Genomic DNA, 16480 nt, shown 5'->3' on the forward strand with positions numbered 1-16480 from the left:
CAAAGAATGCGGGAATTTTCTCGGTCTCGACAAGCTCGCAGCGTGCGAAGCGGCCGGCAGGCGAGTTCTGCCTACGCTAGAACGCGAGAAACGAGCCGTCGCGGCGGGCGTTACTCCGGCCTGGCGCTACCCGCCGCGGATCGGTCGGGGGGCTCACTCGGCTCGATCCCCGCCGAACGGAGGCCTGAGCGGTGCGCCGACACGCATACGCACAGGAAGACCGCCTGCCCGCTCCACAGGAACACCGCGGCGACGCCCACCCCAACCCACAACCCGCGGACTGAGCTGGCCGCCGCGAACCCGACGATGGCAACCATCACGCCCGCCGACGCGACAAACGTGAGCCGAGCCGCACGCGCGTCAGAAAACTCCAGCACCGCCTTGGCGAACAGGTAGACCAGCAGCGGCGCGAAGACCACCAGCGACACGCCCATGCTCATCGAAGCGGTCGGGCCGACGTACTGGGCGAACGCCGCCGCGGGCGCGACCGCGGTCATCACCCCCAACAATTGCCGGATTGAGAACTGCAATCGTCTGGCCTCTCCACAAGGCGGGCGTGGCTAGATCGCGTCCAGCAGCCGGCGGCTGAAGTGGTAGAACACGGGCGCGGCGAAGCAGAGCGAGTCGATGCGGTCGAGCACGCCGCCGTGGCCTTCGATCAGGGTGCCGTAGTCGCGGACGCCGCGGTCGCGTTTGATGGCGCTCATGGTCATCGCGCCGGCGAAGCCCATCACCGAGATCAGCATCGACGTGATGCCGGCGTGCCAGAGCTGGTGGTAGGGGGCGAACGCGCCCAGCAGCATGCCCAGCAGGCCGGTCGTGGCGGCGCCGCCCAGGAAGCCCTCCCAGGTGCGGCTGCTGTTGATCTCCGGGGCGATGATGTTCTTGCCGTACAGCCGGCTCCACGCGAACTGCACCGCCTCGGAGAGGATCACCATGGTCACGAAGAAGAACAGCAGCCGGGCGGTGTCGCCCTGGTCGAGCGGGTCGAGCGCGCCCTCCTTCGACTTCAGGTACAAGAGCGCCGGCGCGAAGCTCAGGCAGTACACGCAGATCAACAGGCCGGACTGGATCTTCGCCACCCGCTCCAAAAACCGCCGCGGGTCGCCGGCGATCGCCACCCGCAGCGGGATGAACAGGAACGCGTACACGGGGATGAACACGCTGTACAGCTTGTAGTTGTCGTAGGCGACCAGCACGTACTGCAGCGGCGCGAACAGGAAGAACACCCAGAACAGCGCGCGGTGGTCCGAGAGGCGGGTCGGCGTGAGCGTGATGAATTCGCGGAGCGCCCAGAAGCTGAGCCCGAAGAACACAAACACGGTCAGCGGCCGGCTGAGGAACGCCACCGGCAGCAGGCAGCAGATAATCCACCACGCGCGCAGCCGCCCGTTGAACGCCTCGACCGCGGCGGGGTTGAGGCCCAGGTTCGGCTGCCGCTGCAGCACGCGGCCGATCAGCGTGGCGATGGCCAGCAGCGTGACCACGGTCGCGGCGAGGGCCCAGTTGTAGGGATCCATGGCTAGTTCAACTCTGACTCGTAGGTTTCAACCAACAGTCGATTGGGGATTGCAGATTTCGGATTGCGGATTCATTACGAGCAAAGTTCGCCCTGGTGCAATCCGAAATCCCCAATCCGAAATCCGCAATCTCCCTTATTCTTCGTCGACATCAAAGCGGCTCAGCTTCATCACGGCGTCACGGGCGCGGGCGAGGAAGTCGTTCTTGCCCTCGCCGTCCTCCAGCCACATCGGCGGGCCGAAGGTGCAGCTGGAGAGCAGCGGCACGGGCAGGTACTCGTCGCGCGGCAGCACGCGGTTCATGTTGTTCAGGTAGACCGGCACCAGCTCCAGGTCGGGGCGTTTCTTGGCGAGGTAATACAGCCCGCTCTTGAACTCGCCGACCCGCTCGCCCGACTGCCGCCCGCCCTCGGGGAACAGGATCACAGAGAACTCGTGCCCCATCTGGTCGAGCATCAGCTGCACCGGGCTTTGGTGCACCTTGATCGCCTTGCGGTCGATCAGCATCGCGTTGTAGACCTTCGCCAGCCGGGGGCGGATCCAGCCCTTGCTCCAGTAGTCCTTGGCGGCGACCGGGCGGGTCAGGCGGCGGACCTTGTGGGGCAGGGCGGACCAGACCAGGATCACGTCGATGTGGCTGGTGTGGTTGGCGAAGTAGACCCGCTGGCAGGTGTCGGGCTGGCAGTCGACCCAGCGCACGCTCACGCCGCTGAGGAAGCGTGCCAGCAAAGTGAGCGCAGTCTCGGTGATCATCAGGGAGGGTCGCAGCGGCCGTGCCGTGACGGGCAGGGCCCAAACCGGCGCCGCCGCGGGGGCCGGCGCCAACAGAATACGGGCCGATCCGCGCCGGCCCGCTGTCCCTATTATGACCGCTCGGAGCCCCGGCTACGAGTGGCTGTTTTGCAGCTCGAGAACGGGCTCTGGGGCGGCTACCCGGACCGGCTCGCGGCCCGTTTTCTGCTGCACCAGATCTTCCAGCAGCCCCTCGTACCCGCTGACCATCGCCTGCAGCGACCAGTCCGACACGACCAGCTCGCGCCCAGCGGCGCCGAGCTGCTTGGCGTGCAGCGGGTTGTCCAGCAGTTCCAGCACGGCCGCGGCGAACGCGGCGGCGTCGCCGGCGGGGCAGAGGGCGCCGGTTTGGCCGGGGATGACGGTCTCGCCGACGGAGCCGACGTCGGTCGCCACGACGGGCTTGCCGCAGCTCATCGCCTCGAGGATCGACACCGGGTTGGCCTCGTTGTGCGAGGTCAGGGCGAGCACGTCGATCGCGCCGAGCACCTCCGGGATGTCGGCCCGCGAACCGAGGAATGTAACCGCGTCGTTCAGGTCGAGCCGCGCGCGGAGCGACTCCAGCTCGCCGCGGCGGGGGCCGTCGCCGATGATCAGGAAGCGGGCGTCGGAGATCTCGCCGCGCACCCGGCGGGCGGCCTCGAGGAACATCTCGTGGTTCTTCTCCGGCCGCAGCGCGGCCAGGATGCCGACCACCGGCGCCGTCGGCCCAACGCCGACGGCCGCCCTGGCGGCGACCGGGTCGGGCACGGGGGCGAAGCGGTCGGTATCGACGCCGTTGGGGATGACGTGGACCTTCTCGGCGGGGAAGCGCTCGCCCTCAACCAGGTGCACGCCGTGGGGCTTGGCGCAGGCGATGAACGCGTCGGTCAGCGGGGTGAGCATCCGGTTCAGCCGGCCGACGCCGTCGGGCCAGCCGGTGCTGTGCAGCGCGCTGGCCACCACCGGCACGCCGGCCAGCCGGGCGGCCAGCCGGCCCCAGAACATCTTGTCGCCGGCGCCCACGGTCACCACCGCATCCGCCTGGCGGGACCGCATCAGGTCAGACAGCCGGAAGAGCACGGCGGCGTCGTACTTGGACTTCAGCAGCCCAGAGTGCACCGGCAGCTCGCGGGCGATCTCTTCGCCCAGCGGGCCGGGTTCCTTGAGGCAGACGATCTCCGGTGCAAACCGCCGCCGGTCGAGGCCGCGGACAAGGTTGACCAGCAGCACCTCGGCGCCGCCGACCGGCATGCTGGTTTGCAGAAACATCACGCGGAGTGGACGGTCGTTCTCAATCATGACGCCACCGAGGGGTTGCGATGAAGGCGGTTAAACGGCGCCCGCGCCAGGTAGCCGCGCGCCACCGAGGTCAGCAGCCGCTTCTCCTGCGCGTCGACCAGCAGGTCGGTGAACAGCACGCCAACGCCCGCCGCCAGCAGCAGCGGGAGGGTGGTGGTCAGCCCGCCGGCCAGCGCGAGCGGGCTAAGACCGCAAATGAACAGGCCGGGCGACACCCGCATGCCGACGCGGTGGTTGACCCACAGCTGGATAGCGAAGGCGATGAGCGTGGCGACCGCGGTCGCCACGACCGCGCCCAGCAGGCCCATCCGCGGCAGCAGCACCAGGTTCAGGCCGATGTTGGCAAGCAGGCCGGTGGCCAGCGGCCAGGCGGCGCGGCGTGACTTCTCCGCGCACCAGACGTACGTCTGCGACACCAGCAGCATGCCGAACCAGACGCAGGTGGCCAGCGTCCACGGCGCGACGGCGCGGCCGTAGGCGTAGCGGCCCTCCAGCACCCAGCCGAACAGCAGCGGGTTGCAGGCCAGCACCACGGCGCCGGCGGCCAGCATGACCAGCGGGGCAAGCTTGAGCGTGAGGTTCAGCTGGTCGGAGACCGCGCCGCGGCGGCCGGCCTCCCAGTCGTGGCTGAGGTGCGGCGTCATGGCGCCGACCAGCAGGTTGGCGATCGACACCAGCAGCATCGGCACCAGCGCGCTGGCGTGGTAGTTGCCAACCTGCGCAAGCGCCTCGTCGGCCGTGAAGGCGCCGCAGTGCACGATCATGTAGCGGTCAATCACGGCGAACAGGTTGCTGAGCAGGTTGGTCACCCAGACCCACACCGCAAACCGCATCAACGGCGGCCAAAACTGCCGATGCGACAGGCCGGGCGCGGCGTCGGGCGCCGCCTCGGCTCGGAACGCGGACCAGGCCAGCACGCCGAGCGAGGTCGCCAGGCACCCCGCCCCGTAGGCCACGATCACGCTCAGCGCGTCCGCCCGCCAGAAACGGATCAGCGACAACGCGCCCGCCGCGAACAGCATGCTCTGGCAGAAGTACATCACCGAGACCACGCGGAACAACCGCAGGCCGGCGAACACTGCCTCCAGGAAGTGCATCAGGATCACCACGGCCAGGCATGCCGCGACGGCCGTCATCATCAGCGTCTGGTTGGGCTCGCCGAACACCAGCCCGGCGAACTGCCCGCGGAACGCCAGCAGCGTCGCCACGGCGACCGCCGCGAGTCCGAACGTCCAAGCAGCGGTGCGGCGGAGGAACATCCACAGCATGCCGTCCTCACGGTACCGCGTCAGGTACCGCCCGAACGACCCCGGCAGCCCCAGCACGGCCAGCGGCGCGGCGAGCAGCAGGAACCCGTAGGCCATCTCCCAGTGCCCCAGCGACTCGGCGTCGAGCCAGCGGCAGAACAAGATTCCGCGTCCAAAGCCGACCGACCGCTGCACCACCGCGACGGTCAGCAGGATCAGGATGCTGGAGGAGAGCGTGTCCGGCCGCAGCGGGCCGCGTTTCGGTTTGTCCGTGGATGTGCTAATTGGGGGCCCCCGTCGTCGCCGGCGCGGCGCCCGCCTGGTAGTCGCCCGGGTCGAAGTCGTCGACCTCGAGCTTGCGCGGGTCGATCGTCAGCCAGTTCTTCAGCCGGATCAGCTCCGGGTCGGAGTGGATCCGGCGGATGTGGAACGCGTCGTCCCCCGGCCAGTTGTACGCGCCGTACGCGGAGCAGACGCCGCGGAAGCCGGCCTGGCGGGCGATGCGGAACGCGTGCGGGCTCATGTTGGCGTGCAGGCCGAACGGGAACGCGAAGTAGTCGATCGATCGGCCGAGCTTGTCCTCGAGGTCCGCCTTGGAGCCCGCGATCTCGTTGTGCAGCAGGCCCGGGTCGTGGATCCGCCCCAGGTCGGCGTGGCTCCGGGTGTGGGCGCCGATCTCGACGCCCGCGTCGGCCAGCGAGCGGATCTCCGCCAGCGAGTTGGGCCGCAATGCCACGCCGTTCTGGACGTCGTGGCCGAACGGCTGGCCGTTGAGCACGTGGTCGGTCGACACGAAGTAGGTGAACGGCAGCTTCTTCCGCAGCAGGAGCGGCAGGGCGAAGTCGCAGTTGTCGGCGTAGCCGTCGTCGAACGTGAGGCAGACCGACGGCCACTTGTTCTGACCCGCGGCGATGCGGCGCTGGGCCTCGGCAAGCGAGATCACGTCGTAGTGCTCGGCGACCCACTCGACCTGCTGCTCGAAGTCGCCGCACGACATGGTCCAGTCGTTCGGCGAGCTGTCGGCGACACGGTGGTAAAACAAGACCCTGATCGGCTCGAGCTGGTGCGCAGCCCGGTCAACGGCCGCGCGGCGGCGGGCCGGCAACGACGCCATGTAGTAGCAACCGAGCAGCAGTTCTTTCCAGTACGGCAACGTGCTGAACCTTCGTGATGGTGGTGGACTTACTTTCGGGCGCCCTGGAGCCCGCTCTTCAGCAGGCCCCGGAACGAGTCCGCGGCCCGGTTGGCCTGCGCCCGCAGCCTGGCCGAAGCGCGGGGCGCCGCGGCGCGGCGGCGGAGGGTGGGCTGTGGCTCGGCCCGCCAGTGGGCCTTGTAGGCCTCGTCGCCGCGGAGGAAGTCGAAGGTCGCGCGGCCTTGCTCCATGGCGTGCTTGAGCGTGGCGATGGTGGACAGGCGGCCCGGCTCGTCGTCCAGGCGGTCGGGGTCGACGCCGCCCTGGTAGGCGTAGATCGTGTCCGGGCCGGCGAAGTGGTACTCAACCGCGGCCGGCGCGCCCTGCAACTCCAGCCAGGAAATACGCAGCCGGTCTTTCGCCAGCAGCGTGCGGGCCAGCTCCTCGTGGAACGCGCTGAATCGGGCCGACGCGAAGCAGCCGGGCTCGCCCAGGCTGATCCGCCGCCGCTGGTGCAGGTCGACTAGGATCGGCCACGCCTGCTCAAGGTCGGCGGCGTTCTCTACGGGGCGCCAGGCGCACTCATCGGAATCGAGCACCCGCCGCTCCGCGCGGCGGAGCTGCTTGCGGTGGCTCTTCGACTGGCGGGCGAGGTACTCCTCCCAGTCGGCGGGCAGCTGGATGGTCCAGCAGGCGTCGTCCTGGTCGGCGCTGACGGCCGCTTCGCGGTGTTTGAGCTCGTCAAACAGCGCACCGAGAACCGCGTCAGATTGGTCGCAGTGGTCCAGGTCGATCAGGTCCCAAGCGTCTGACTCGTCGATGAGCCAGTCGGCCAGTTCGCTAGCGACCGCAGGCGTATCGGCTTCGCCGCACAGCACGCTCAGGTGGTCGGTGCAGACCTCACCGTCGCCGAGCCAGCGGACCACGCGGCCCGCACGGACGGAGTTCTCGATCCGCCACGGCGCCAGCCCAACAAGTGACTCGCCGTCCCAAACGGTCGGGACGAACGCCTCGCCGGCGGTCGCCTCGTAGTGCCGCAACCAACCAAGCAGCCAGTCCGGGCCCCGCATCGGCATGCCGGCGGCGAGCCGCTCCCAGTCGGGCGCGATCGATTGGAGTTCATCAACGCTAGTCAGCAGGCGGACAGTCATTGGTTGGCACAGCGGAGGAGATAAGGGCGGCGGCGCGGGGACGCTTCTCAACCCACAACTCTGGCCTGCAAACGACCAGAAGCAAATCGCACGGCGAGATCCCGCGGGCGTGTTGCGTTTGGGGAACATGATGCCGCGCGGCGACACGCCGCCGGTGTGGCGGCTACGCAACGCCGTGCTGCGGCGGCCGGTTTGCCCCGGGTTTCAGCGGGGTCGGCAGGCTGGCGCCCCCTTTGCGTTGGTGACTGCCGAAGCTCATCGCGACCCGCCCGCCCATCGACGAGATAGCCTTGATGAACAACCCTTCGCCCTCCTCGCTGACGCCCGCCGCCGTGTTCGACCTGCTCCGCAAGCACCGGTACCTGTGGATCGCCCCGGCGGTGGCCGGGTTCTGCCTGGCGGCGTTCTGCTCGGCCATGACGCCCCGCACCTGGTCGGCGCGGCAGGGCCTGATCGTCCGCAGCGAGGCGGCCGGCTACGCCAATCAGCGCCTCGGCAAGTTCACGGACCTGTCCGAGATGAAGACCGTCCAGGAAACGATGCTGGAGCTCGCCCGCAGCAACAGCGTGGTGACCGCCGTGCTAGACGAGGTTGGCCCCGCCAGCAGCTGGGCCTCGAACGAGTGGCCGTCGCGGGAAGACGTGGACAAGTTCCGCAAGCGTCTGAGCATCACCCCGCCCGGCGGCGCCGAGTTCGGCAACACCGAGGTGTTCTACATCTCGGTTGAGGACCACGACCCGCGTCGGGCGGAGCGGCTGGTGGCCGCCCTAGCCAACCAGCTCGAGAACCGCCTGCAGGGCCTGCGGGAAGAGCGGGCCGAGTCGATGGTCACCGAGCTGCAGCGGAGCGTGAAGCTGGCCGAGGAATCGCTCGCTGCCGAGGTCAATCGACTGGGCAGCTACGAGTCGGGCCTGGGTTCGCAGCTGAGTGAGCTCCGCAACCTGATCTCGCCCAATGGCAGCCAGAGCAGCATGGACCAGCAGGCGGCCGCGATCGAGCAGGAGCTCCGCGTTCTCGAGTCCAGCCGCCGCAAGAATGAGCAGCTACTGCTGACCCTGCAGACCGCCAACCAGAGCCCTGGCCGGCTCGAGGCCACGCCCAGCAGCCTGCTGGTCGGCCAGCCGACGCTGCTGCGGCTGAAGGAGGGCCTGGTCGACGCCCAGATCCGGACCGCCGAGCTGCTCGGCTCCCGCTCGGCCGAGCACCCCATCGTGAAGGCCGCGATGGAAACCGAATCCAACCTCCGTGAGCAGATCAACCGCCAGGCGCCACAGGCGATCCGCGGCGTCGAGATGGAACTGGCCGTGAACGCGTCGCGTACGGCTTCGCTCCAGGAAAAACTCTCCGATCTGCACGCCTCGCAGTCGCAACTGGCGAACAAGCGGGCGGAGTACTCGCAGCTGCTGGCCAACGTTGACAACCAGTCGCGGGTGGTCGAGGAGGGCCGCAAGCAACTGTCGGACGCCATCGCCCACCGGGCCGGCTCGACCAGCGCCAGCGTGCTCGCCCGGATCGACAACGCCGAGGCGGGCCTGTACCCGACCGGCCCGGGACGGACCAGCATTGCCGCGGCCGGCGGGCTGTTCGGGCTGATCGGCGGCCTGGGCGCCGTGTTCTTCTTCCACGGGCCGCGTCCGACGCCCGCTTCGCCGGGCGCCGTGGGTCCGACGGGACCGAGCCCCGCGCCCGCCCCGCAGGCCGCCGCCACCCGCCCCTGCGCCGCGGCCCGGCCGGCGGGCGCCACGCCCGTTGTGGCGACCGTCACACAGGACGCGGCCCTGACCGGCGGCTCGATCTTCGTCGCAAGCTAGGCTTGGATTGCCCCCTGTTCCACCGCCGCAGCCCCTGCAACCGTCGCAATGCCTGTCGTCCTACTGTTTGCCGCCGTCGCCGCCGTGCTGTGGGGCCTGCTCTTTGCCCGGCGGGCGTCGCTCACCATCACCGCCTTGGCGACGGTGGCCGTGGGGTACGTGCTGGGGCACAGCTTCTGGAACGCCCACGTCGGCCCGCTGCCGCTGACGCTCGACCGGCTGCTGCTGGGCGGCCTCGCCTGCCTGCTCGGCTGGCGGATGTGGCGGGGCGAGCTCGACCAGCGGCGGATCGGCGGCGTCGAGTGGGCCCTGGCCGCGGTGCTGGCCTGGCTGACTTTCAGCGCGCTGACGTCCCGCCCTGCAGACGATGCTCAGCTGCCGACCTCGCCCATGTGGCGTCTGCTGTTCAGCTTCTGGGCGCCGGCCATCCTGCTGTTCACCGGACGCGCGGCACGGGAGAGCTCACGCACCACCTACCTGTTCATGGCCGGGCTGGCGGCCCTGGGCGGCTACCTGGCGCTGACCGCTTTGGCGGAGACCGCCGGCCTGTGGTCGCTGGTCTTCCCCCGGTACATCGCGGACCCGAACCTGGGCCTGCACTTCGGTCGCGCCCGCGGACCGGCGCTCAACTCGGTGAGCCTGGGCATCTACCTCACGGTCTGCCTGTGGTCCGCGTGGCTGCTGCTGCCCAAGGCGCCCCGCGCCCTTCAAGCGGTGCTGCTGGTGCTGATGCCGCTGATGGTGCTGGGCGTGCTGCTCACCTACACCCGCTCGGTGTGGCTCGGCCTGATCGCCAGCGGGGTGGCGGTGCTCGCCGTGCAGCTCCCCAAGCGCCTACGCGGCCCGGTGCTTAGCGGGTTGCTGGTGCTGGGAGTTGTGGCAGGCCCGCTGGCGGCGACCAGCCTCGTGGCGCTCAAGCGCGAGGACTCGGGGCACATGTCGCAGCACTCGGTCCAGCAGCGGACGGCCTTTGCGTACGTCTCCTGGAAGATGTTCCAGGACCATCCGCTCAAGGGGGTCGGCTTCGGGCGGTTCTACGACCAGAAGCTGCCGTACCTGTCGGACCGGTCGCAGAGCTTCGAGCTGGAGTCGCTACGCGACCTCCACCACCACAACACCCTGCTGAGCCTGCTCACCGAGACCGGCATGATCGGCCTGGCCGCCTACTTGGGCGTGCTGTACGGGCTGGCCCGGGCAGCCTGGCGTCTGGCCAACAGCGACGAAACCACCGACGCCGGGCGGCGGCTGGGGGTGCTCTGCCTGGCGACCCTCGCGTGCTACCTGCCGTCGGCGGTGTTTCACGATTTATCGCTGGTGCACAGCGACCAGTGGCTGGTTTTTCTGGTCGCCGGAGCCGCTCTCGGCTTCGAACGTAGGCTAGGCTTGAGTACGGTCGGCGCCGCGCACCGCGAGACGCCTGCCGCTGGTCAGGACCCAGCCTTCTCGGGCGCCGCTGGGCTTGGCTAACCGTACGCGGGCAGCATGCTGCTCGGCGACACACTCTCTTCACTACTGCTCAATCACACGCGCCCACCATGACTGAATCCAGCCAGAGCCAGCGCGCCCGTTTGTTCGGGATGCAGATCGACGCCGTGACCCTCGACCAGGCCGCCCAGCAGGTGCTGGCGTGGTCCCGCAACGACTCCGAGGAAGGCTGCCGCTTCGTGGTCACGCCCAACGTCGACCACGCGGTGATGTTCCAGCGCCGAGCCGACCTGCGGGCCGCGTACGCGGACGCCGCGATGGTGCTGGCCGACGGGGCGCCGCTGGTGGCGGTGTCGCGGATGCTGCGGCGGGGCCTGCCCGGGCGGGTCGCCGGCAGTGATCTGGCGCCGAGGCTGTTCGACCTCGCCGACGACGCCCGCACGCCGCTGCGGGTGTTTTTGCTGGGCGCGGGACCGGGCGTGGCGGACCGGGCGGCCGAGAACATCCACGCCAAGTGGCGCGGCGTCAACGTGTGCGGCACGTACTGCCCGCCGATGGGCTTTCAGGTCGACCAGTACCAGAACAACCTGGCGCTCGAGGCGGTCGCCAATGCGTCGCCCGACGTGCTGCTGATCGGCCTGGGCGCGCCCAAGCAGGAGCTGTGGGCGCACCGCTTCCGGCCGCAGCTAGGCGCGCGGGTCGCGCTCTGTGTTGGCGCGACCATCGACTTTCTGGCGGGCGAGAAACGCCGCTCGCCGGTCTGGATGCGTCGTGCCGGGCTCGAGTGGACGCACCGCCTAATGAGCGAACCGGGCCGGCTGGCCAAGCGGTACGCGGTCGACGCGCTGCTGTTCCCGCCGCTGGTGCTCCGCGAGTGGCGCGGCCTCTGCTAGCGAGTCCGCCCGCTGCCGCGTGTTCCCGCCGGCTGGTATACTCGCCCGCATGAGCGACGCCAGTCTGATTGTCATCTCGGTCGACGGCCTCCGCGCGTCCGCGTTGGGCGCGTACGGCAACACCTGGTACGCGACGCCGGCGCTCGACCAACTCGCCGCCGAAGCGACGGTCTACTCGCAACTGCTAGGGGAGCACTGGACTCCCGACGAGCTGTGGCGGGACCTGTGGGGCGCATCGCCCGGCGATTCTGGCACGCCGCTCTTGCTCGGCGCCGACAGGTTCTCAGGCCGCACGCTGCTGGTGACCGACGACGCTGACCTCACCGAGCACGCCGCAGCAAAGTCGTTCGACGAGGCGGTCCTCGTTCCTTCGCAAGATCCACAATTGCCTGCCGACAGCGCAGACGAGACCGGCCTCGCGGTCACGCTTTCGGCGCTGCTCGACGCGATCGAGACGCGGCTAGACAGCAATCAGCCCCTGCTGGCCTGGGGGCATCTGAGATTTGCTAGCGGGCCGTGGGACGCGCCGCTGGAGGCCGTTGAGGCACTCATCGACGAGGACGACCCGCACCCCGAGCCAAGCGTAACGCCGCCGAGCGGGGACTTAGCCCAGTTAGACAATCCCGACGACGCCCGCTTCCTCGCAACGCTGCGGTACGCGGCCCAAGTGGCGGCGCTCGACCAGTGCCTGGGGATGACGGTCGCCGCCCTCGATAGCCTGCTTAAGGGCAGGCCGTTCACCCTGGCGGTCTTGGGGACGCGAGGGCTAGCGCTCGGCGAGCACGGCGCCCTCGGCGCCGATCTCCGGCCGTACAACGAGGGCCGCCAACTGCCGCTGCTCGTCCGCCGCGCCGACTCCCGCAGCCATCAGCGGCTGCGCGAACTGCTCACCAGCGCCGATGTGCCACGCCTGCTATTGGGCGATGGGCGCCCGCCGCGCGAACTCGCCGTACTGCGTTCGACAGCCGGGCACGCGGTGCAGGACGAGCACTGGAAGCTCTACTCCCCCGGCGAGGGAGAGCCGGAGCTGTACTCCAAGCCCGACGACGGCTGGGAAATCAACGACGTCGCCGTCCGCCAGCCGCACCAGGTGGAGCTGCTGGAGGAGCGTCTGGCCGCCGTACTCGCTACAGCGAGTGAGAAGCCTGCATAACGCGGGACTGCTCGACGTACGGGTTGATGATCACCAGCGGCTCGGGCGTGGTTGCCTTGGCGGTCTGGTCGGCCTGCGGAGCGGCCTTGGTCGGCTCGCTCTGGAAGTGCGGGTTGTTGATGGTCAGCGGCTGGACCGACTCAACGAACTCCGGGGTCCGGACGTTGGGCGGGTAGGCGAACGGGCTCCACCCGTAGGCCCGCGGCACCGGGGCGCTGTAGTACACCGGCGGGTGCGCGGCGAAGTACGGCACCTTGTTCTCGAGCGAGTTGTACAGGAAACCCAGGCCCCAGCCGTAGCCCATCCCGCAGCCGTCGCAGGCCGTGGCGGTCGAGGCCGAGCCCAGCAGGCCCGCGGCGAGAGCACAAGTCAGCAGTAGATGGCGGGCCATGTCGGTATCCTCGGCGGTGTAGAGCAGGGGCGGGGTTGCTATGGTGGTGGGGAGGTTTATCGCCCTATCCCCACGCTAATCAGGCCGGCCCGCGCCTGCAAGAAATTGCCCGATCCGTCCGATAATGCCGGTTGTAGCGATCCGCCCCGCGGCCGGCTAACCGCCCGGCTGAAGCGGCTGGCGGGGGAGCTTGGTTTCGGCCTGTCGGGCGTGTGCCCCGCGGTGCGCCCGCCCGGTGTGGACCACCTGGACGACTGGCTCCAGGCGGGGTACGCGGGGCAGATGGACTACCTGGCGGACCGCCGGCACGCGTACGAGCACCCCACCCATGTGCTGGACGGCTGCCGCAGCGTGATGATGCTCGCGATGGCCTACCGCACCGAAGAGCCCCGCCCGCCCGGGCCGGGGCAGGGCAGGGTGTCCCGCTACGCGTGGGGCGACGCCGACTACCACGACCTGATCCGCGCCCGCCTGCACCAGCTGGCCGACGCGATGCGGGCCGAGCACCCAGAAGCCCAGACCCGCTGCGTGGTGGACACGGCGCCGCTGCTGGAGCGGGACTTCGCTCAGATGGCGGGGCTTGGCTGGATCGGCAAGAACACGCTGCTGCTCAACAAGCCGCAGGGGAGCTGGTTCTTCCTCTCGGCGCTGCTGACGGATGTTGAGCTTGAGTACGACTTGCCGACCTCGTCATCGCACTGCGGCACGTGCACGGCGTGCCTGGACGCGTGCCCTACCGACGCCTTCCCGCGGCCGGGCGTATTGGACGCGTCGCGCTGCATCAGCTACCTGACCATTGAGCTCCGAGACCAGGCGCCGGCCGAGCTCCGTCCCGGCATGGGCGACTGGCTCTTCGGCTGCGACGTGTGCCAAGACGTCTGCCCCTGGAACCGGCGCTCGCCCGAATCGCCGCTGCCCAGCTTCACGCCCCGCCCCGACTCCAACCCAATGGACCTGGCGCCGCTGTTCGAGCTCGACGACGCCGCGTTCCGCCGCCGCTTCCGCAAGACCCCGTTGTGGCGGGCCCACCGCCGGGGGCTGCTGCGGAGCGCCGCGGTGGTGCTGGGCAATACAAGGCCTTCGGGCGGCATCGACATTCTGGCGACCGGCCTGCGGGACGAGGAGCCGCTGGTGCGCGGCGCCAGCGTGTGGGCGCTAGGGCAGTACGGGTGCGTGCGGTCGCTGGAGCTGGTGCGGTCGCTTGCCGACCAGGAGGCCGATCCGGGTGTGCAGGAAGAGATCCGGGCCGTCCTCGCCGAGTCTTGCTGAGAGAGCACGCTGAGCGGTGTCGTGTTGACGCCCCGCGGCGCCTGTCGTCAGAATGGGTCAGATGCAGCTCCCGCCCCTCAACATCGGTCCGATCGCGCTCGACTTCCCTGTGGTTCAAGCCGCCCTCAGCGGCTACAGCGATGGCCCTATGCGGCGCATCGCCCGCCGCCACGGCGCCCCGTACACCCTGTGCGAGGTGATGCTCGACAAGTTCGTGGCCGAGCTCAAGCCACGCCGCAAGACGCGTCACTTCCTGCACATCGCCGAGGAAGAGCACCCGGTCGGTGGCCAACTTATGGGCGCCGACCCCGCCATATTCGGCCCCGCGGCTGAGCGGATGGTCGAGGCCGGGTTCGACGTGATCGATATCAACTTCGGCTGCCCGGTAAAGAAGGTGCTGGGCCGCTGCCGCGGCGGCTACCACCTCAGCCAGCCGGACGTGGCTTTGGAGATCATCCAGACGGTCCGCGACACCGTGCCCGACCACATCCCCGTGACCGTCAAGATGCGGCGGGGGATCGACGACACGCCCGAGAGCCGTGACAACTTCTTCCACATCTTCGACCGCGCCTACGAGATTGGCGTCGCGGCGACCACCGTGCACGGTCGGACCGTCATGCAGCGGTACGACGGCCCCTCCCGGTGGGAATTCCTCCGCGAGCTGAAGCAGCACGCCGGCGACCGGGTGGTGCTGGGCAGCGGCGACCTGTTCACCGCTCAATCTTGCCTAGACATGATGGAGTACACCGGCGTCGACGGCGTGACGGTCGCCCGCGGGGCGATCGGCAACCCGTGGATCTTCCAGCAGGCGCGCGCGTTGGCGGCGGGCCAGCCGCTGCCAGACCCACCCTCGCTGCACGAGCAGCGCGACGTGATCGCCGAGCACTACCGACTGGCCGAGGAGCTGTACGGCGCCGAGCGGTGCGTGCCCGACATGCGCAAGTTCGCCATCAAGTACTCCAAGCTCCACCCGCTGCACGCCGAGGTCCGCGCCGACTTCTGCCGCGTCAAACAGCCGGGTGCGTGGATGGAGATCCTCGACAAGTGGTACTCGGACGACCTGCCGGGCGTTCACCCGGAGGTCGAAGAGCCGAACCCGCTGGCGAGCGAGGCCGCGCTCAGCGTCTAGCGGGCGACGGCAAAGTCCGCGTCCTGGTGTTTAGCCAGTATCGACGGGCGTACTCCTCGACCTCGGCGATGCCGTGGAGGCTCTCGCTGCTGCGTTCGCCCGAGAAGCGGTCCGCGGCGGACAACAGCTCCACCCGGAGCGCGCCGCCGAGCAGCGCGGCCCGGTCGAGCTCGCGGACGATCGCCAGCGTGGTGCGGCGTTGCGGGTAGAGAGGCGCCAACGATTGATCGAGCGACCACTCATCCAGCCGCAACCGACGCCAGCCGGCATCGCCCGAAGACTCATCGACCTCGTCGGCACGCAGCGTGTCGGGGAGCCGCTCTAGCACGCTGGCCCGCACCAACACCTCGGTCCGTTCGCCGCCCGGGGCGTACAGCCCCCACGACGGCCAGCGATCCCACACGCCCAGCGGCCGAGTCAGCGGTCCCATCACGGCGAACCCGACGATGGCAATCGCCACCTTGGCAGACCACCTCGGCGCCACCGCGGTGCTCGGCTCAGCCGGCAGGCTCTCACCGGCCGCTGACTTGATCGGGCCGAACAACAACCACAGGTGCGCCGGGAACACCAGATTCCACAGCAGCACGCCGGGACGATGGTTCAGTCCGAGCGGGCCGAGCGCGACGAATGCCGACAGGTGCATGAAAATCGCCAGCAAAAGGCCCGCGGTCCGCGTCCGCCGCCAGGCAAGCAGCAGGCCCGCAACCGCCTCGGCGACCGGCATCGCCAGCGCCAGCGAGAGCAACAGCCAACGCGGCCAGCCAGCAATCTCCAGCCCAACCAAGCCGGCCGCCGCCTCGAGCATCTGCCGGCCGAGGGTCGACGCGAACGCGAAGTCGAGCTTCGCAATGGCCGAGTAGAGGTACACGCTCACCGCCAGCACACGCAACAGCGCCACTGCCAGCCAAGGAGGCGACAACAGCAGGACCGAGCCCATCACTAGCAGATGGTAGGCCCACGGCTGCCAGCGGAGCTGATCGAACAGCATCAGCCCCGCCAAGCCCACGCACCCGTACGCGAGCCCGGCCGCCTGCTTGCCCCTGACAACGCACAGTGTCCCCCAGGCTACCGCGCCCAAGAGGACGTACTCGGCGAACATGGGCGCCGGCGTCAGCAGCGACAGCGCTGGGATGGAGGGCAACGCGGTCCGGCCGCACCAGAGCGGCCAGGTTGCGCCGATCAGCAGCGGGGTCGCCAAGGCCCACAGCCACACCAGGCGTTGGCGACGGAGCGTTGCCTGGGCGTCGTCGATCGGGGGCGGCTGCGTGTCCACGACGCCAGCATAG

At 69.5% G+C, this 16480-nt stretch carries 15 protein-coding genes; 6 read left to right on the forward strand and 9 right to left on the reverse strand.

The window, feature by feature from the left end:
• Positions 1–110: 110 nt before the first annotated feature.
• From KOR34_RS02870 to KOR34_RS02900, 7 genes are all read right to left on the reverse strand, one after another.
• A complete protein-coding gene (locus KOR34_RS02870; RefSeq protein ID WP_146562050.1) occupies positions 111–530 on the reverse strand; it encodes a hypothetical protein in 420 nt (139 codons plus the stop codon).
• 30 nt (positions 531–560) lie between these two features.
• Positions 561–1520, reverse strand: coding sequence for a phosphatidate cytidylyltransferase (locus tag KOR34_RS02875; RefSeq protein ID WP_146562051.1), 960 nt, complete (start codon positions 1518–1520; stop codon positions 561–563).
• A 135-nt stretch (positions 1521–1655) separates the two neighbouring features.
• Positions 1656–2273 carry a lysophospholipid acyltransferase family protein gene (locus tag KOR34_RS02880; RefSeq protein WP_197531090.1) on the reverse strand — a complete coding sequence of 206 codons (618 nt, stop codon included), beginning with the start codon at positions 2271–2273 and terminating at the stop codon, positions 1656–1658.
• Between the two features lie 132 nt (positions 2274–2405).
• Positions 2406–3593 (reverse strand): glycosyltransferase, encoded by a 1188-nt coding sequence (locus KOR34_RS02885; RefSeq protein WP_228714478.1) that lies wholly within the window; start codon positions 3591–3593, stop codon positions 2406–2408.
• Positions 3590–5125 (reverse strand): lipopolysaccharide biosynthesis protein, encoded by a 1536-nt coding sequence (locus KOR34_RS02890; RefSeq protein WP_315852857.1) that lies wholly within the window; start codon positions 5123–5125, stop codon positions 3590–3592. Before KOR34_RS02890 ends, KOR34_RS02885 begins: the two co-directional genes overlap by 4 nt.
• Positions 5121–5993 carry a polysaccharide deacetylase family protein gene (locus tag KOR34_RS02895; RefSeq protein ID WP_146562054.1) on the reverse strand — a complete coding sequence of 291 codons (873 nt, stop codon included), beginning with the start codon at positions 5991–5993 and terminating at the stop codon, positions 5121–5123. The genes KOR34_RS02890 and KOR34_RS02895 overlap by 5 nt, the downstream gene beginning before the upstream one ends.
• A 29-nt stretch (positions 5994–6022) precedes the next feature.
• Positions 6023–7123 carry a GNAT family N-acetyltransferase gene (locus KOR34_RS02900; RefSeq protein ID WP_197531092.1) on the reverse strand — a complete coding sequence of 367 codons (1101 nt, stop codon included), beginning with the start codon at positions 7121–7123 and terminating at the stop codon, positions 6023–6025.
• Between the two features lie 293 nt (positions 7124–7416).
• Here KOR34_RS02900 and KOR34_RS02905 point away from each other — a divergent pair, with 293 nt between their 5' ends.
• From KOR34_RS02905 to KOR34_RS02920, 4 genes are all read left to right on the forward strand, one after another.
• Positions 7417–8934 (forward strand): GumC family protein, encoded by a 1518-nt coding sequence (locus tag KOR34_RS02905; RefSeq protein WP_146562057.1) that lies wholly within the window; start codon positions 7417–7419, stop codon positions 8932–8934.
• 48 nt (positions 8935–8982) lie between these two features.
• The gene (locus KOR34_RS02910; RefSeq protein ID WP_146562058.1) at positions 8983–10401 is read left to right on the forward strand and encodes an O-antigen ligase family protein; all 1419 of its coding nucleotides are present in this window, start codon (positions 8983–8985) and stop codon (positions 10399–10401) included.
• Between the two features lie 68 nt (positions 10402–10469).
• Complete coding sequence (locus tag KOR34_RS02915) at positions 10470–11252, forward strand: WecB/TagA/CpsF family glycosyltransferase (RefSeq protein WP_146562059.1); 783 nt, start codon at positions 10470–10472, stop codon at positions 11250–11252.
• Positions 11253–11301: 49 nt separating this feature from the next.
• A complete protein-coding gene (locus tag KOR34_RS02920; RefSeq protein ID WP_146562060.1) occupies positions 11302–12405 on the forward strand; it encodes a hypothetical protein in 1104 nt (367 codons plus the stop codon).
• On the opposite strand, the gene KOR34_RS02925 is transcribed toward KOR34_RS02920, so the two are convergent.
• Positions 12380–12796, reverse strand: a complete 417-nt coding sequence (locus tag KOR34_RS02925; protein ID WP_146562068.1) for a hypothetical protein — start codon at positions 12794–12796, stop codon at positions 12380–12382. The genes KOR34_RS02920 and KOR34_RS02925 overlap by 26 nt on opposite strands.
• A gap of 105 nt (positions 12797–12901) precedes the next feature.
• On the opposite strand from KOR34_RS02925, the gene queG reads away from it, so the two are divergent.
• Together queG and KOR34_RS02935 are read left to right on the forward strand one after the other, a co-directional pair.
• Positions 12902–14065, forward strand: coding sequence for a tRNA epoxyqueuosine(34) reductase QueG (gene queG / locus KOR34_RS02930; protein WP_228714480.1), 1164 nt, complete (start codon positions 12902–12904; stop codon positions 14063–14065).
• A 61-nt stretch (positions 14066–14126) separates the two neighbouring features.
• Positions 14127–15194, forward strand: a complete 1068-nt coding sequence (locus KOR34_RS02935; RefSeq protein WP_228714482.1) for a tRNA dihydrouridine synthase — start codon at positions 14127–14129, stop codon at positions 15192–15194.
• Here the strand turns inward: KOR34_RS02935 and KOR34_RS02940 are convergent.
• On the reverse strand, positions 15184–16467 hold the full coding sequence (locus KOR34_RS02940; protein ID WP_146562071.1) for a hypothetical protein: 1284 nt from the start codon (positions 16465–16467) through the stop codon (positions 15184–15186). The genes KOR34_RS02935 and KOR34_RS02940 overlap by 11 nt on opposite strands.
• Positions 16468–16480 lie beyond the last annotated feature (13 nt).

Source organism: Posidoniimonas corsicana, from assembly GCF_007859765.1.
Lineage (GTDB): Bacteria > Planctomycetota > Planctomycetia > Pirellulales > Lacipirellulaceae > Posidoniimonas > Posidoniimonas corsicana.

Bases quoted from the DNA above. Each gene is read 5' to 3' on its own strand.
- KOR34_RS02905 (WP_146562057.1), top strand. From the start codon at position 7,417: ATGAACAACCCTTCGCCCTCCTCGCTGACGCCCGCCGCCGTGTTCGAC.
- KOR34_RS02915 (WP_146562059.1), top strand. From the start codon at position 10,470: ATGACTGAATCCAGCCAGAGCCAGCGCGCCCGTTTGTTCGGGATGCAG.
- KOR34_RS02885 (WP_228714478.1), bottom strand. From the start codon at position 3,593: ATGATTGAGAACGACCGTCCACTCCGCGTGATGTTTCTGCAAACCAGC.
- KOR34_RS02900 (WP_197531092.1), bottom strand. From the start codon at position 7,123: ATGACTGTCCGCCTGCTGACTAGCGTTGATGAACTCCAATCGATCGCG.
- KOR34_RS02875 (WP_146562051.1), bottom strand. From the start codon at position 1,520: ATGGATCCCTACAACTGGGCCCTCGCCGCGACCGTGGTCACGCTGCTG.
- KOR34_RS02910 (WP_146562058.1), top strand. From the start codon at position 8,983: ATGCCTGTCGTCCTACTGTTTGCCGCCGTCGCCGCCGTGCTGTGGGGC.
- KOR34_RS02935 (WP_228714482.1), top strand. From the start codon at position 14,127: ATGCAGCTCCCGCCCCTCAACATCGGTCCGATCGCGCTCGACTTCCCT.
- KOR34_RS02880 (WP_197531090.1), bottom strand. From the start codon at position 2,273: ATGATCACCGAGACTGCGCTCACTTTGCTGGCACGCTTCCTCAGCGGC.
- KOR34_RS02925 (WP_146562068.1), bottom strand. From the start codon at position 12,796: ATGGCCCGCCATCTACTGCTGACTTGTGCTCTCGCCGCGGGCCTGCTG.
- KOR34_RS02920 (WP_146562060.1), top strand. From the start codon at position 11,302: ATGAGCGACGCCAGTCTGATTGTCATCTCGGTCGACGGCCTCCGCGCG.